The sequence below is a fragment of the Embleya sp. NPDC025285 genome (assembly GCF_055558835.1).
In genome coordinates, this window is the sequence record NZ_JBVHLU010000001.1 from 348,176 (window position 1) to 364,591 (window position 16,416).

Below are 16,416 nucleotides of genomic sequence, written 5' to 3' on the forward strand. Positions count from 1 at the left end.
TGACGACGGTGCCGCGGCGGCCCGATCGAGGAGCCGGCCCGCCGCGCGCGATCGCCGCCCCGGGTCGACCGAGACCCGCCGCGTCCCCACCGACACCCCCCGCCGACAACGTGCCGACAAGTTGTCGGTAACTTATTGACGGCACCGCATGGCGCCACACAGACTGCGAGGGCCGGCGGAAACGGGCGGCGACCCGAATCCCCGCGAGCGCTTCGCCATGGGCGGAACGCCGAATCCGCACGGGCGAAGCCGCCTGATCCGTCATAGTTCGCACCGTACGCACTCACTCGTGCGCGTTCGGTAGATCTTGTCGCACCTAGGGGAAACCTCATGACCACGACCGAGACCGCCGAAACCGCCGGTGCCACCCCGACCTTCGCCGAGTCGCTGCGCAAGCGCTCGTGGGCCTTCCACCAGGAGGCCGAGGGTTCGGGCTTCCTGGAGGCGCTGATGAAGGGCGAGCTGACCCGGGACGCGTACACCGCGATGGTGGCCCAGCACTACTGGGCCTACGTCGTGCTCGACGACGCCGCGGACACCATGCGCAACGACCCGATCGGCGCCCCGTTCGCCGACGCGCGACTGGATCGCCGGGCCATTCTCGAGGCCGACATGCTCTTCCTGGCCGGCGAGAACTGGAAGCAGGAGTGGCCCGCGAACGATGCCACCGTGCGCTACGCCGACCGGATGCGGGAGAAGTGCTACGACTGGGCCGGCGGCTTCGTCGCGCACCACTACACCCGCTACCTCGGTGACATGTCCGGCGGCCAGTTCATCGCCAAGCAGATGCGCAAGCACTACGACCTGCCCGGCACCCAGGGCAGCGACTTCTACGTGTTCGACCAACTCGGCGACCTGACCGTGTGGAAGGACGCCTACCGCGCGGCGATGAACAACGCGCCGTGGGACGCCGAGGAGCAGGAACTGGTGATCCAGGAGGTGCTGTTCGCGTACGACATCAACAGCGCCGTGCTGCGTGAGCTGGGTCGGGACCTGGAGCGGTTCCGCAAGACCGCCTGAACGACCGGCACCGCCTGCACGACCCACACCGCCTGCACGACCCACACCGCCTGCACGACCGAGACCGCCTGCACGACCGAGACCGTCCGAACGACCGAGACAGCCTGAATGCCGGCGGAACGCCACGTTCCGCCGGCACCGCACGACCCGGGGGCCCACCGTCCGATGCGCCGTCCGACAATGGATGGCGCATCGGATCGGCAGGGAGAGTGATGACGAACTACCTGGTGCGGCGGGTCCTGGGCGTCGTCGTGGTGATGTTCGCCGTCGTGACCGGCCTGTTCCTGCTGCTGCACGCGTCCCCGGTGAGCCCGGTCAACCAGCTCGCGCCGCAGGTCGCGGCCGATCCGGTGGCCCGTGCCGCGGTCGAGCACCGGATGGGTCTGGACCGGCCGTTGGTGACCCAGTACCTCGACTATGTCGGCGACGCGCTGCGCGGTGACTTCGGCACCTCGCTCTACGACGGCACCTCGGTCGCCGGGCAACTCGGCCGCGCGCTGCCGATCTCGCTCGAACTCGGCTTGCTCGCCTGCGTGTTCGCGGTGATCCCGGCGGTGCTGCTGGGTGTGTGGTCGGTGCTGCGCCGCGGTGGGGTGGTCGATCACGGGACGCGGGTGCTGAGCGTGGTGGCGATGTCGTTGCCGGGCTACTGGCTGGCCGTGATCGCGCTCGTGGTGGTCGGCGACAGCCATCCCGATCTGCTGCCCAACGCGGGCGGCTTCGTCAGCTTCGGCGAGGATCCCGCGACCAACCTCAAGGTGCTCGTCTTGCCCGCGATCGTGCTCGGCCTGGCCACCTTCGCGATGCTCACCCGCTCGTTGCGTGGCGGGCTGGCCGACGCGATGGCCTCGGACCATGTGCTGTTCGCCCGCGCGATGGGCGGTTCGCGGCTGCTCACGCTGCGTCGGGTGGCGCTGCGCGGCGCGCTGCTGCCGACGCTGACCGTGGCCGGCGTACTGCTCGGCGGGTTGTTGTCGGGCACCGTACTGATCGAGAACGTCTTCCAGATCCCCGGGATCGGCCAACTGATGGTCACCGCGTTCCAGCGGCAGGACTACCCGCTCGCGCTCGGCGCTTGCGTGGCGACCTCGGCCATCTTCCTGCTGTTGAACCTGGTGGTCGACCTGCTCTACCCGCTGCTGGATCCGCGCACCGCGGCGGGCGTCACCCGGGACAAGCTCGGACGGGCCGCGTGAGGGCCCGACCGCGCCTGCCGCGATGGGGCGTGGCCGGTTGGATCGGCCTGGCCTGCGTCCTGCTCTACCTCCTGGTGGCCACCGTCGGCCGGCTGCACGGCGACCCCACCGCGCTGGTGACCGCGGGCCCCGAGGCGCCCTCGTTCGCGCACCCCTTCGGCACCGACCACCTCGGCCGCGACCTGCTGGCCCGGACCGCCGAGGGCGCCTGGACCTCGCTGTGGATCTGCCTGACCTCGATCGGCTTCGCGGTCGCGGTCGGCATGCCGCTGGGCGTGCTCGCCGGATATCGGCACGGCGGGCGCCTGGACGGCCTGCTGATGCGCTCGGTGGAAACCCTCCAGGCCCTGCCGCAGTTCGTCTTCGTGATGTTCCTGATCGGTCTGATGGGCACCGCGGACATGCACTTCGGGCCGATCACCGTGGGCAACGGACCCCGGGTGGCGCTCGCCATCGGGCTGGGCTTCGTGCCCTACTTCGCCCGGGTCGCGCGCGGCGCGACGGTGGTGGAGATGCGCGAGGACTACGTCACCAACCTGCGCGGACTGGGCGTGCCCACCCGGGAGATCCTCTTCCGCGAGGTGCTGGTCAACGTCTGGCCGCCGGTGCTCGGCCAGGCCTGCCTGGCGATGGCCATCGCGGTCTTCGCCGAGGGCGGCCTGAGCTTCCTGGGCCTGGGCGTGGCCCCGCCGCAGGCCACGCTGGGCAACCTGATCGCCGACGCCGGCGGGCAGATCATCGGCGGCGACTGGTGGTACGCGACGCTGCCCGGCACCGTCCTGGTGCTCGGGATCCTGGGCTTCAACCTGCTCGGCGACACATCCGCCGGCGCCCGACCACGTCCCGCGGCGGCCGGCCCGACCACACGCCGGATCCCCAGGCAGACCCGGGCCACAAAGCCGACCCAGGCCGCAAAGCAGTCCCCGACCCTCGAGCAGACTCCCACTCCCAAGGAGATCCCGTGACCCCGGTGCGCACAGTCGGCCTGAACCGTCGAGGCTTTCTCGGCCTCGCGGCGCTCGCGGCGACCGGCGGCACGGGCGTGCTCACCGCGTGTTCGAGCTCCTCCGGGGCCAAGCGGGTGGCCGATCGCCACAAGGACGGCATCCTGCGGATCGGCGTCGCCTCCGCGCCCGGCAGCCTGAACCCGCTGGACTCCGGCTCGGAGATCACCCGGTGGATCGCCGAGCCGATCATGGAGAGCCTGTACGGCTACGACGCCAAGCTCGCCTCGGTGCCGCTGCTCGCGGATGGCGAACCGCAGATCAGCGACGACAAGCTGGCCTGGACGATCCGGCTGCGTCAGGGCGTGGTGTGGCACGACGGCACGCCGTTCACCGCCGACGACGTGGTGGCCACCCTCGCGCACATGCTCGACCTCTCGGCCGGCAGCGAGTGGATCACCTACATGCTCGGCTACCTCTCCCGGTTCGAGCGGGTCGACGAGCACACCGTGCGGATCGTGCTGAGCAAGCCGTACGGCCTGCTGCGCTCGCACCTGACCAACCTGCCGATCACGCACCGCGACTACGTGGCCCGCAAGGACACGATGATGGGCACCGGGCCGTACCGGTTGGACCGGTTCGTGGCCGGCCAGAGCTTCACCCTCTCCCGCTTCGACCGCTACCACGGCGGCCAGTACGCCGCCGGCGCCGCGCCCGCGTTCGCCGGCATGGAGTACACGGTCTTCGCCGACGCCAATACGCGCGTGCTGAGCCTGCGCCAGGGCAAGGTCGACCTGATCACCGCACCGTCCTTCGCCACCTTCGACATGATCCGCAAGGACAAGTCGCTCGCGCTGGTGCTCACCGAGGCGCCGTTGGACGTGCTCAGCTACGTGATGATGAAGAAGGAGCCGTTCAACGATCCCGATTTCCGCAAAGCGGTCGCGCTGTCGATGGACCGCCAGGGGGTGTTGCAACGGGTGTACGGCGGCGAGGGCACGGTGGGCCAGGGCCCGATCGGGCCCGCCGAACTCGGCTGGGATCCCACCTTCAAGCCGTTCGCACCCGCGCCGGACCTGGAGCGGGCCCGCGCGCTGCTGGCCCGGGCGAAGACGGCCAAGCGTTCGTTCACCGTGACCATCGGCACCAACCAGGGGATCCGCGACATCGCCCAGGTGCTGGTGGCGGGCTGGAAGCAGATCGGCCTCGACGTCACCATCGAGCAACTCGCGGGCGGGCCGTGGTCGAACAAGTGGCTCTCGCGCGACTACGACATGCTGATGAACACGTTCTCGTCCGGGTTCACCTCCGGCCCGGCGAACTACCTCACCCTCGCGCCCGCCGGCTCCACCAACGTGCTCTCCTGCGGCTACGCCAACCCCGAGGTGGACAAGCTGATCGACACCGTCTGGCAGACCTCGGACGACGCCGAGCGGGCGGCCGCGCTCGGCCGGGTGGACAAACTGCTCGCCGAGGACGCGGTGATCACCCCGCCCGCCTATCCCAAGCTCGCCCTCGCCCAGCGCGCCGAACTGTCCCCGCTGGACCCGACGATGTTGCGGATCAGCCGGCTGGACCCGCAACACCTGCGGTTCGTGTGATGGACGGTGCGACCGCGGCCGAGGTGCCGCTGCTGCGGGTGCGCGACCTCGACGTCGACTACCGGGGCCCGGCCGGGCCGGTGCCCGCGGTGCGCGGGGTCTCCTTCGACGTGGCACCCGGCGAGATTCTGGGCCTGGTCGGCGAGTCGGGCAGCGGCAAGAGCAGCGTGTGCGCCGCACTGATGGGCCTGCTGCCGGACGGCGCGCGGCGTACGGGCGGCATCGAGTTCCAAGGCGAGGACCTGGCCGGCATGCGGGAGCGGGACCTGCGCCGGATCCGGGGGCGCAGGCTGGCGTTCGTACCCCAGCAGCCGATGACCTCGCTCGCGCCGACCACGCCGGTGCTGCGCCAACTGCGCTGGTACCTGGGCGATCGGCTGGACGACGTCGAGGTCCGCGAGACGCTGATCGGGATCGGTCTGGGGCCGGTCCTGGAGCGCCCGCGCGATCTGCCCGGCGGGTTCTCCGGCGGGCAGCTCCAGCGCGTGGTGATCGCGATCGCCGCGCTCGCGCACGAGCCCGCGCTGCTGCTCGCCGACGAGCCGACCACCACCTTGGACGCCACCGTGCAGGCACAGGTGTTGCGGCTGTTGTTGACCCTGCGGGACAAGCTCGGACTCGCCCTGGTCTACGTCTCGCACGACCTCGCGGTGGTCTCCACGATCTGCGACCGGGTCGGTGTGATGTACGGCGGGCGCCTGGTGGAGACCGCGCCGGTCCGGGAGATCTTCGCCGCGCCCAGGCACCCGTACACCCGGGCGCTGATCGCCGCGATGCCCGCGACGACGCCGGCGGATCGGCCGCTGCGCGCGGTCGAGGGCAGCGCGGACGGCGCGAACCTGCTGCCCGGATGCCCATTCGCACCGCGCTGCCCGCACGTGCTGGACGTGTGCCGCGAACGCATGCCGGCCGCGGCCCGACACGGCGCGAGCGACGTGTGCTGCCACTGGGTGGACGAGGAGGCCGGCCGGTGAGCGCGCTGTTGACGGTGGACGGGCTGACCCGTCGATACGTCCTGCCCAAACCGTTCGGCCGGCGGGCCGAGCCGCGGGTCGTGCCCGCCGCCGAGGACGTCTCGTTCGAGGTCGCGGCCGGCGAGGTGCTGGCCGTCGTCGGCGAGTCCGGCTCCGGCAAGACCACCGTCGCGCGTGTGCTCGCGGGCTTGGACACCGCGACCTCGGGCACGGTCGCGCTGGCCGGCCGCACCCTGTCCGGCGAGCGCGGCCCGGCGGATCAGCGCCTGGTACAACTCGTCACGCAGAACCCGCGGGCCGCGTTCAACCGGCGCCGCTCGCTGCGGCACGCGCTGCATCAGCCGTTGCGTGTGCACGGGCTGGGCGCGAACCGGGCCGAGCGCGAGGAACTGGTCCTGGCGATGGTCGAGCGGGTCGGCCTGACGGCGGATCATCTGGACCGGTTGCCCGGGGAGGTCAGCGGCGGCGAACTGGCCCGTTTGGTGCTCGCCCGCGCGTTGCTCGTGCGCCCGCGCGTGCTGGTCCTGGACGAGCCGACCGCGAGTCTGGACGCGAGCGTCAAGGCGACGGTGGTCAACCTGCTGCTGCGGCTGCGCACCGAACTCGGCCTGGCGATCGTGGTGATCACCCACGAGATCGACATCGCCCGCCGGCTCGCCGATCGCGTGGCGGTGATGTACCTGGGTCGGATCGTCGAACTCGGCCCGGCCGAGCGCGTGTTGGGCGATCCGCGGCACCCCTACCCGCGGATGTTGCTGGCGAGCGTGCCGGTGCCCGACCCGGGGCGGATCGGCCGGGCGAACGCGGCGTCGTTGGGCGAGGGCATCATCGGCGAGGTGCCCTCGGCGCTCGCCCCGCCGGCCGGCTGCGCGTACCACCCGCGCTGCCCGTTCGCGACCGAGGTGTGTCGCGAACGGCGACCGCCGCTGGAGTCGCTCGGCGACGTCGAGGTCGCCTGTCACCATCCCCACTCCGGCCCGTCCGGGACCCCGAGCAGGTAGCGCGCGGATCGTAAGGCGACCGCGGTTCGACCCGGGCAGCGCATTCGGGTATCGATTCGGTGTACGGCGGCGTGTCGGCGCGCGCCGCTATCCTCCGGGTATTCCGCAAATCCGGAAAGTTGATCAACATTTCGCCGGCCACTCGCTTTATCGACCCCACTTGGTCCATTGCGCACGGATAATCGCCGTACTCCTCATGCGGAAGGCGGAACTCCGCACTACTCCGCAAGGAGGGGATCGCGCGACGAAACCTCCTCAGGTGCCCGGAAACCACCGGGGGACGCCGGACGTCCTGAGTGGTACGGGGATCGTCGGCGGTCCCCGAGAGGTGCGCGGTGATAACAAAAGTGTTTCGCGAAGGAAAAGTCCGGGTGAGCTATGACACGCGTGTTCTCGGTGCTTGATCGATCCGACTTCGATCGGGCAAGCTGAACCGTCAGACCGACCGGGACGGCACGAATTCCTGGCCAACTGTAATGTTGGGGATGTTTTCGGGGGTCCAGGGAGAGATATGGGGAGTGATTCCCGCGGTCTTGAGCGCGCGCCCGGCGCGAGCGACGAGGACTCGGCGGGCATCGACGCCGCGGTCGTCGACCCGGACGTGGTGATGCGCCAGGCCGGCCACGAGAACTTTCCCGTGGCGATGGGGATCCTGCGCCCCGACCACCGGCGCCACCTGCTGGCCGTCTACGGCTTCGCCCGCCTGGTGGACGACATCGGCGACGAGGCCGCGGGCGACCGGGTCGCCCAGCTCGACGCGTTCGAGGGCGACCTGCGCCGCGTCTACACCGGTACCCCGAAGCTCGAGGTGCTGCGCCGCCTGCAACCGAGCGTGCGCGAACTCGACCTGCCGATCGAACCGTTCCTGGGTCTGATCGAGGCCAACCGGCAGGATCAGGTGGTGCGCCGCTACGCGACGTACGAGGATCTGATCGCCTACTGCGCGCTGTCCGCGAACCCGGTCGGCCGGATCGTGCTGCACGTGTTCGGTCGCGCGAGCGAGGAACGCGTCGCGCGCTCCGACGAGATCTGCACCGCGCTCCAGATCGTCGAGCACCTCCAGGACGTCGCCGAGGACCTCGAACGCGACCGGATCTACCTGCCCAAGGAGGACCTGGATCGGTTCGGCGTCACCGAGGCCGACCTCGCGGCGCCCGCCGCCGCACCCTCGGTTCGGCGACTGGTCGCCTACGAGACACACCGCGCGACGCAGCTGCTGCGCCTGGGCGCACCGCTCGCGGGGACACTGCGAGGGCGCGAGCGCCTCGCGATCGCCGGGTTCGTGGCCGGTGGACGAGCGGCCGTGGCCGCGATCAAGGACGTCGGCTTCGACGTCCTGGCCCACCGGGCCAAGCCCGGCAAGGCCACCCTGCTGCGCGAGCTGTCCGGCGTACTGGTACGAAAGAGGTAAAAGGGGAACCATGGACGTCGACGCTTCGTATGCGTATTGCGAGCGCCTGACCCGCAATCAGGCACGCAACTTCTACTACGGCATCCGGCTGCTGCCCGAGCCCAAGCGCCTCGCGCTCAGCGCCGTGTACGCCTTCGCGCGAGAGATCGACGACATCGGCGACGGCGACCTGCCGGCCGACCGCAAGGTCGCGGAGCTGGCCCGGATGCGCAAACAACTCAAGGACCTGAGCGCGGATCGCGACCCGGTCGCGGTCGCGCTCGCCGACGCCGCGACCCGATTCCCGATCCCGCTGCCCGCGCTCGACGAACTGATCGACGGCGTCGAGATGGACGTGCGCGAGACCGAGTACGAGACCTTCGACGAGCTGCGGGTCTACTGCCGCTGCGTCGCGGGCACCGTGGGCCGGCTCTCGCTGGGCATCTTCGGCTCGCGCGATTCGCTGCACGCGCCCGATCTCGCGGACACCCTCGGCATCGCGCTCCAGATCACCAACATCCTCCGCGACATCAAGGAGGACAAGGACAACGGCCGGGTCTACCTGCCCCGCGAGGACCTGGCCAAGTTCGGCCTCGAGGACGCGTGGCACAAGGGCGGCCGGTTCACCCAGAGCGCGGCCTTCGAGGACCTGGTCCGGTTCGAGGGCAATCGCGCCGAGCAGCTCTTCGAGCGGGGTCTGACCCTGCTCCCGCTGCTCGACCGGCGCAGCGCCGCCAGCACCGGGGCGATGGCGGGCATCTACCGCCGGCTGCTGACCAGGATCATGGAGGAACCGGGCCAGGTGCTGATAGGCCGGCTCTCACTCCCGGGCTGGGAGAAGGCCGAGATCGCCGCACGCGCACTGGCCGGCTTGCCGGTCGGCGCGCGTTCGCTGCTCGCGCGCAGGCGGTGAACATCGATCGATGACCGGCCCCGGGCCGGAACGGGAAGCCGGTCGCAGGGGCCGGTACAGGGATTGATCACGTGGGTACGGAGCAAGGCATGAGCGCACGCATGGTGGTGATCGGGGGCGGCCTGGCGGGCATCACCGCCGCGCTGGCCGCCGCCGACGCCGGCGTCCGGGTCACCCTCCTGGAGGGCCGGCCCCGGTTGGGCGGCGCGACGTTCTCGCTGCGCCGCGACGACATGTGGCTCGACAACGGGCAACACGTGTTCCTGCGCTGCTGCACCGAGTACATCTCCTTCCTGGAGAGGATCGGCAGCGCCGACAAGGTCTACCTCCAGCCCCGGATGGACGTCCCGGTCCGCACGCCCTGGGGCACCCGCACCCGGCTGCGCCGCTCCGCGCTGCCCGCCCCGCTGCACCTGTCCTCGGCGCTGGCCCGCTACCCCCTGCTCACCATGGCCGGCCGGGCCCGAGTCGGCCTGGCCGCACTCGCCCTGCGCCGCCTGGACCCGGCCGACCCGGCCCTGGACGAACTCACCTTCGCCGCGTGGCTGGACCGCTTCGGCGTCACCGCCCGCGAGCGCGAGGCGATGTGGGACCTGATCGGCATCGCCACGCTCAACCTGCCCGCCACCGAGGCATCCCTCGGCATGGCCGTCAAGGTCTTCCGCACCGGCGTGCTCGACCGCAACGACGGCGCCGACATCGGCTGGAGCCTGGTCCCGCTCCAGGAACTGCACGGCGACGCGGCGACCCGCGCGCTGGAGCGCGCGGGCGTGCGGGTGCACCTGCGCACCCGGGTGGACGCGCTCGACGCCGGCGCCGGCGGGTTCGCCATACACGCCGACGGCGAGCGGATCGAGGCGGACGCGGTGGTGCTGGCCGTACCGCACTACGACGCGGCCCGACTGCTGCCCGCGGGCGCCCTGCTGCTCGGCGACATGCCCGCCGACCCGACCCTGCTCGCCGGCCTGGGCACCTCGCCGATCGTCAACCTGCACGTGCTCTACGACCGCCCGGTCCTGGACGTCCCGCTCGCCGCGGGCATCGGGAGCCCGGTCCAGTGGATGTTCGACCGCAGCGCCGGCCACGGACTGGCGGCCGGCCGCTACGTGGCCGTGTCGCTGTCCGCGGCGGGTCGGGAAATCGACCTGACGAGCGCACAGCTCCGGGATAGGTTCGTCCCGGAGTTGGCCCGCGTGCTGCCCTCGGCCCGAAACGCCCGGGTCGAGCGGTTCGTGGTGACCAAGGAGCGGGCCGCGACCTTCCGTCCCGCTCCCGGTTCGGGCCGGCTTCGTCCCGGCCCCCGGACCGCGGTCCCCGGTCTCGCCCTGGCCGGGGCGTGGACCGCCACCGGATGGCCCGCGACGATGGAGGGCGCCGTTCGCAGCGGCCTTTCCGCCGCCCGCGAGGCCCTCCCGCATCTCGGCCGCACCCGTGCCATTCCGGAGAGGACGACGCCGCTATGACGCTCGCCGACGCATCGATCGCCCCCGCCGTGCTCGATCGCGCGCGCGAGGCGAGCCGCCCCGCGCTGCGGGTCGCGACGGCCCGACTCGAACCGCCCCTGGCCCGTGTGGCCGCGTATCACATGGGGTGGGCCGACGAGGCCGGTCGCGAACTGCCCGGCAACGGCGGCAAGGCGCTGCGCCCCGCGCTCGCGCTGCTCTCCGCCGAGGCGGTCGGCGCGCCGACCGGCGTGGGCGTGCCCGGCGCCGTCGCGGTCGAACTCGTGCACAACTTCTCGCTGATCCACGACGACCTCATGGACGGCGACGAGGAACGTCGGCACCGGCCCACCGCGTGGAAGGTCTTCGGTCCGGGACTCGCCGTCCTGGCCGGTGACGGTCTGCTCGTGCTGGCCGAACAGGTCCTGATGGACGCCGACGACGCGGACGGCGATCGTGCCGCCCGACTGCTCACCGAGGCCACCGCCCGGTTGATCGACGGACAGTCCCAGGACCTGTCCTTCGAGGCCCGACTCGACGTCAGCGTCGAGGAGTGCCTGACCATGGCGGGCAACAAGACCGGGGCCCTGCTGGCCTGCGCGTCGGCGATCGGGGCGGCCCTCGCGGGCGCCGACGAACGCACCGTGCAGGCGCTGTACGGCTTCGGGCACCACCTAGGCGTCGCCTTCCAGGCGGTGGACGACCTGCTGGGGATCTGGGGACGACCCGAGGTCACCGGCAAACCCGCCTGGAACGACCTGCGCCGACGCAAGAAGTCCGTGCCGGTCGTCGCCGCCCTCTCGAGCGACACGACCGCCGGACGCGAGCTGGCGCGCATCTACACGGACGAAGGACCGCGCAACGAGGAGGGACTCGCCCTGGCCGCACGCCTGGTCGAGGAGGCGGGCGGACGTGCCCGCACCGAGACCGAGGCGGCACGGCGCCTGGAGCAGGCCATGGCCTGCCTGGACTCCCTGGACGTCCCGCAAGGTACCTACACGGACCTGACCTCACTCGCGGCCTTCACCACCACTCGGGAGTTGTGAAGAGATGACAGTGACCGTCCAGCCGGGAATCGGCGACGTCGACGACGACGACGGGGTCAGGGGCGCACTCGACAGGGCCGTCGCCCATCTGATGGAGCTTCAGGACGATGCGGGCTGGTGGAAGGGGGAGTTGGAGACCAACGTCACGATGGACGCGGAGGATCTGCTCTTTCGCGAGTTCCTCGGCATCCGCACCGAGGAGCAGACCCTGGCCAGTGCGCGATGGATCCGCGCCAACCAGCGCTCGGACGGCACCTGGGCGACCTTCTTCGGCGGTCCCGCCGACCTGTCGGTGACCGTCGAGGCGTACGTCGCGCTCAAGCTGGCCGGTGACGACCCGGACGCCAAGCACATGGCCGCCGCGGCGGCCTTCATCCGCAACGGCGGCGGCATCGCCAACACCCGCGTGTTCACCCGGTTCTGGCTGGCCTTCTTCGGCTGGTGGTCGTGGGACGACCTGCCGGTGTTGCCGCCGGAGATCATCTACCTGCCCAAGTGGTTCCCGCTCAACGTCTACGACTTCGCCTGCTGGGCCCGGCAGACCATCGTGCCGCTGACCATCGTCAGCTCGCTGCGCCCGGTCCGGCCCGCGCCGTTCGAGCTCGCCGAACTGCGCCCCACCGGCGCGGTCCGGGGCCGACCCGCGGCCGACGACCCGTGGTCGCGGGCGTTCCGCGCGCTGGACGCGGGCCTGCACCAGTACCAGAAGCGGCCGATCAAGCCGATCCGGCAGGCCGCGATGCGCAAGGCCGAGCAGTGGATCGTGCAGCGCCAGGAGGCGGACGGCGGATGGGGCGGCATCCAGCCGCCGTGGGTCTACTCGCTGATCGCGCTGCGCCTGATGGGCTACCCGCTCAACCACCCGGTGATGGCGCAGGGCATCAAGGGCCTGGACGGGTTCACCATCGTGGACACCGACGAGGACGGCGAGCTGCGCCGCCGGTTCGAGGCGTGCCAGTCGCCGGTGTGGGACACCGGGTTGACCCTGGTCGCGCTGCGGGACGCGGGAGTTCCGGCCGCCGACCCCAGGGTGGTCAAGGCGGCCGGGTGGCTGATGGACGAGGAGATCCGCGAGGTCGGCGACTGGGCGGTGCGCCGACCGGACCTGGAACCGGGCGGCTGGGCCTTCGAGTTCGCCAACGACTACTACCCGGACACCGACGACACGGCCGAGGTCGTGATGGCCCTGCGCTACACCGACCACCCGGACGGCGCGCGCAAGGACGCGGTCCTGGACCGGGCCGAGCGGTGGACGGCCGGGATGCGCAGCAAGGACGGCGGTTGGGGCGCGTTCGACGCGGACAACGTCAGCATCCTGCCGCTGAAGCTGCCGTTCTGTGATTTCGGCGCGGTCACCGACCCGCCCTCGGCCGACGTCACCGCGCACATCGTGGAGATGCTCGCCGACGGCGGTGCCCGCTACAGCCCCTATGTCGCCGACGGCGTCAAGTGGTTGATGGACCATCAGGAGGCGGACGGCTCCTGGTTCGGCCGCTGGGGCGCGAACTACATCTACGGCACCGGCGCGGTGCTGCCGGCGCTGGTGACCGCCGGCGTCGACCCCCGGCACGCGGCGATCCGGCGCGCGGTGCGCTGGCTGGAGGCACGGCAGAACCCGGACGGCGGCTGGGGCGAGAACCTGCGCAGCTACGATCAGCCGAAGACCTGGTCCGGGCGCGGCGAATCCACCGCGTCGCAGACCGCGTGGGCGCTGCTCGCGCTGCACGCGGCGGGCGAGTTCGGCGAGGTCGCGCAGCGCGGCATCGACTGGCTGACCGAGCATCAGAACGAGCTGGGCGGGTGGGACGAGCCGCAGTTCACCGGCACCGGCTTCCCCGGCGACTTCTACATCAAGTACCACATGTACCGGCTCGTCTTCCCCGTGATGGCGCTCGGTCGGTACGCCGGGACGATGGACTGAACATGCCCCTGATGGTGGTCACCCCGCTGCGCATCGAGATGCGCGCGGTCGAGGCGGGGCTGATGGGCGCCTTCAACGTGCGCGTGGAGCGCGCGGGGATGGGACCGGACAAGGCTCGCGCCCGGGCGCGGGCCCTGTCCGAGCTCCCGGCAGCGGAGTACGGCTCGCTCGCGGTCGCGGGATTCGGCGCGGGCGTGGGGGAGAGGGTCGCGGTGGGCGACGTGGTGATCGCCTCCGAGGTGCGCGGCTCGGACGGCACGGTGATCGAACTGCCGAGCTCCGAGGTGTTGTTGGAGTGGATGCGGCGGGTCTCGCCCAAGCTGAGGTTGCATCACGGTCCGATCGAGACCGTGGACCGATTGGTCAAGGGCCGGGCCCGGCAGGCGTTGCGCGAGCGCGGCGCGCTGGCGGCCGACATGGAGTCGGCGTACCTGCTCGCGGCGGCGGGTGATCGGCCGGCCGGGGTGGTCAGGGTGATCACCGACACCCCGGAGCGGGAACTGCTGCGGCCCCGCCTGCTGGTGGACGGGTTCAAGGCATTCCGCACGTTGCGCCACGCGACCCCGGCCCTGCTTGACTGGGCCAACGACGAGCGAACCAAGTCAGGAGGTACGGCGGGCGATGACGTTCGACCTGGGTGAGACGTACGAGGCGTACGCGGACCGCGGCTTCGAGCTGCACGCGAAGCACCTCAACCCGCAACTCCCGCGCGTGCTGCGGACGATCGGCATGGACCGCGATTACGTTCGGGCCGAGGGGCCGTACCTGTACGACGACAAGGGCGACCGGTACCTGGACTTCCTGTCCGGGTTCGGCACCTACGGTGTGGGCCGGCACCACCCCGTGGTGCGCAAGGCGATGCAGGACGTGATCGCGCTCGATCTGCCGGACATCGTGCACTTCCACACCCCGCCGCTGGCCGCCGCGCTGGCCGACCGGCTGTTGGCCCGGGCGCCGGGGATGGACCGGGTGTACTTCTGCAACAGCGGGACGGAGGCGGTCGAGGCGGCGCTGAAGTTCGCCCGCTTCGCCACCGGGCGGCGGCGGATCGTCTACATCGACCACGCCTTCCACGGGTTGACCACGGGCGCGCTCTCGGTCAACGGCGCGGCGGAGTTCCGCAAGGGCTTCGAGCCGCTGCTGCCGGACGTGGGCATCGCGCTGGGCGATCTGGACGCGCTGGCGCGGGAGTTGAAGCGCGGTGACGTCGCGGCGCTGATCATCGAGCCGATCCTGGGCAAGGGCGTGCTGGCTCCGCCGCCGGGCTGGCTGGCCGCCGCGCAGCGGTTGCTGCGCGAACACGGCGCGTTGTTGATCGCCGACGAGGTGCAGACCGGGATGGGCCGCACCGGCAAATTCTTCGCGTACCAGTGGGAGGACGGCGTCGAGCCGGACATCGTCACGGTCGCCAAGGCGCTGTCGGGCGGATACGTGCCGATCGGCGCGACGCTGACCCGGGACTGGGTGTTCAAGAAGGTCTACTCGACGATGGACCGCGTGCTCGTGCACGACTGCACGTTCGGCGGCAACAACCAGGCGATGGCGGCGGGCCTGGCCACGCTGGCGGTGCTCGACGACGAGGACCTGATCGGCAACAGCGCGCGGATGGGCGACGCGTTCGTGGCCGGTCTGGCCCCGCTGATCGACAAGTACGAGCTGTTCGCCGAGGTGCGCGGGCGGGGCCTGATGATCGGCCTGGAGTTCGGCAAGCCACGCTCGCTCAAGCTGCGCGCCGGGTGGACGGCGTTGCAGGCGGCTCGGCACGGGTTGTTCGCGCAGATGGTGGTGGTGCCGCTCTTCCAGCGGCACCGGGTGCTGACCCAGGTCGCGGGCGACCACATGGACGTGATCAAGCTGCTGCCGCCGTACGTCGTGGGACCCGAGGACGTGGAGCACTTCGTGGCCGGGTTCGTGGACGTGATGGACGACGCGCACAAGGGCACCGGTTTGATGTGGGACTTCGGACGGACCCTGATCAAGCAGGCGATGACCAACCGCTGACGCCCTCCATGGCTATGGCCCATACCCCCTGCTGCTGTTAAGTTGATGGAGTCAATCAACTTGATGGCGCAGGGGGTTTTGCCATGTCCGCAGTCGGGTCCACGGCCGGGGCGGGGGCGATCGACTTGATGATCGGTTTCCCCAGCGCACAGGCCAAGAGCCACTACGACTTCCTGAAGCCGCAACTGCGCGACGCGGAGAGCGGCGAGATGGAGTTCCCCGCCGAGTACATGTTCAAGGGGGTGCCGAACCACCTGGACGAGGGCGTCGATGCGATCACGGTGACGCTCGGGCAGATGGACGCCTGTGGCGTCGAGATCGGTCTGGTCGGGATGAGCGAGACCGCGCTGCGGGCGATCGCCGAGCACCCCGACCGGTTCCGGCCCACGCTGGAGGTGGACCCCAACGACATCACCACCACGGTCCGCCGGATCCGCCGGGCGTACGAGGAGCACCACATCGTCGCGGTGACCACGTTCCCGGCCGGCTGCAACCCGCAGGTGCCGGTGAGCGATCGGCGCTACTACCCGATCTACCAGACCTGCATCGACCTGGACCTGCCGATCGTCTCCAACGCGGGCATCGCCGGCCCGCGGGTGCCGTCCGGGTGTCAGGACGTCATGCACTTCGACCAGGTCTGTTACGACTTCCCGGAGTTGCGCATCGTGATGCGCCACGGCGCGGAGCCGTGGGAGGACCTCGCGGTCAAGCTGATGCTCAAGTGGCCGGGGCTGTACTACATGACGTCGGCGTTCGCGCCGAAGTACTACCCCAAGGCGATCGTCGACTACGCCAACACGCGCGGCGCGGACAAGGTGATGTACGCGGGCTACTACCCGATGGGCCTGTCCCTGGAGCGGATCTTCCGGGAACTGCCGGACGTGCCGTTCAAGCCCGAGGTGCGGGCGAAGTTCCTGCGGGAGAACGCGATGCGGGTGTTCAAGCTGGACGGAAAGGGGTGAGGGCC

14 protein-coding genes are annotated in these 16,416 nt (G+C 70.9%); all 14 read left to right on the plus strand.

Annotated elements, in window-relative coordinates; genetic code table 11:
- Positions 1–330 precede the first annotated feature (330 nt).
- Positions 331–1,020 (plus strand): biliverdin-producing heme oxygenase, encoded by a 690-nt coding sequence (locus ACZ4FV_RS01430; RefSeq protein WP_395859681.1) that lies wholly within the window; start codon positions 331–333, stop codon positions 1,018–1,020.
- A 212-nt stretch (positions 1,021–1,232) separates the two neighbouring features.
- Entirely contained in the window at positions 1,233–2,216 is a 984-nt protein-coding gene (locus ACZ4FV_RS01435; protein ID WP_395859680.1) for an ABC transporter permease, read from the plus strand.
- Positions 2,213–3,181: an ABC transporter permease gene (locus tag ACZ4FV_RS01440; protein WP_395859679.1), complete on the plus strand. Its 969-nt coding sequence runs from the start codon at positions 2,213–2,215 to the stop codon at positions 3,179–3,181. The genes ACZ4FV_RS01435 and ACZ4FV_RS01440 overlap by 4 nt, the downstream gene beginning before the upstream one ends.
- Positions 3,178–4,761 (plus strand): ABC transporter substrate-binding protein, encoded by a 1,584-nt coding sequence (locus ACZ4FV_RS01445; RefSeq protein ID WP_395859678.1) that lies wholly within the window; start codon positions 3,178–3,180, stop codon positions 4,759–4,761. The genes ACZ4FV_RS01440 and ACZ4FV_RS01445 overlap by 4 nt, the downstream gene beginning before the upstream one ends.
- Positions 4,761–5,735, plus strand: coding sequence for an ABC transporter ATP-binding protein (locus ACZ4FV_RS01450; protein WP_395859677.1), 975 nt, complete (start codon positions 4,761–4,763; stop codon positions 5,733–5,735). Before ACZ4FV_RS01445 ends, ACZ4FV_RS01450 begins: the two co-directional genes overlap by 1 nt.
- A complete protein-coding gene (locus ACZ4FV_RS01455; protein ID WP_465321564.1) occupies positions 5,732–6,736 on the plus strand; it encodes an oligopeptide/dipeptide ABC transporter ATP-binding protein in 1,005 nt (334 codons plus the stop codon). The genes ACZ4FV_RS01450 and ACZ4FV_RS01455 overlap by 4 nt, the downstream gene beginning before the upstream one ends.
- A gap of 511 nt (positions 6,737–7,247) precedes the next feature.
- Positions 7,248–8,147: a squalene synthase HpnC gene (hpnC, locus tag ACZ4FV_RS01460; protein WP_395859675.1), complete on the plus strand. Its 900-nt coding sequence runs from the start codon at positions 7,248–7,250 to the stop codon at positions 8,145–8,147.
- A 10-nt stretch (positions 8,148–8,157) separates the two neighbouring features.
- The gene (gene hpnD, locus ACZ4FV_RS01465; RefSeq protein ID WP_395859674.1) at positions 8,158–9,039 is read left to right on the plus strand and encodes a presqualene diphosphate synthase HpnD; all 882 of its coding nucleotides are present in this window, start codon (positions 8,158–8,160) and stop codon (positions 9,037–9,039) included.
- 89 nt (positions 9,040–9,128) lie between these two features.
- Positions 9,129–10,502 (plus strand): hydroxysqualene dehydroxylase HpnE, encoded by a 1,374-nt coding sequence (hpnE, locus tag ACZ4FV_RS01470; protein ID WP_395859673.1) that lies wholly within the window; start codon positions 9,129–9,131, stop codon positions 10,500–10,502.
- A complete protein-coding gene (locus ACZ4FV_RS01475; protein WP_395859672.1) occupies positions 10,499–11,527 on the plus strand; it encodes a polyprenyl synthetase family protein in 1,029 nt (342 codons plus the stop codon). The genes hpnE and ACZ4FV_RS01475 overlap by 4 nt, the downstream gene beginning before the upstream one ends.
- A gap of 4 nt (positions 11,528–11,531) precedes the next feature.
- Positions 11,532–13,448 carry a squalene--hopene cyclase gene (shc, locus tag ACZ4FV_RS01480; RefSeq protein WP_465321565.1) on the plus strand — a complete coding sequence of 639 codons (1,917 nt, stop codon included), beginning with the start codon at positions 11,532–11,534 and terminating at the stop codon, positions 13,446–13,448.
- Between the two features lie 2 nt (positions 13,449–13,450).
- Positions 13,451–14,089, plus strand: coding sequence for a phosphorylase family protein (locus ACZ4FV_RS01485; RefSeq protein ID WP_395859670.1), 639 nt, complete (start codon positions 13,451–13,453; stop codon positions 14,087–14,089).
- Entirely contained in the window at positions 14,070–15,449 is a 1,380-nt protein-coding gene (locus ACZ4FV_RS01490; protein WP_395859669.1) for an aspartate aminotransferase family protein, read from the plus strand. Before ACZ4FV_RS01485 ends, ACZ4FV_RS01490 begins: the two co-directional genes overlap by 20 nt.
- Positions 15,450–15,532: 83 nt before the next feature.
- Complete coding sequence (locus ACZ4FV_RS01495) at positions 15,533–16,411, plus strand: amidohydrolase family protein (protein ID WP_395859668.1); 879 nt, start codon at positions 15,533–15,535, stop codon at positions 16,409–16,411.
- The last annotated feature ends 5 nt before the right edge of the window (positions 16,412–16,416 follow it).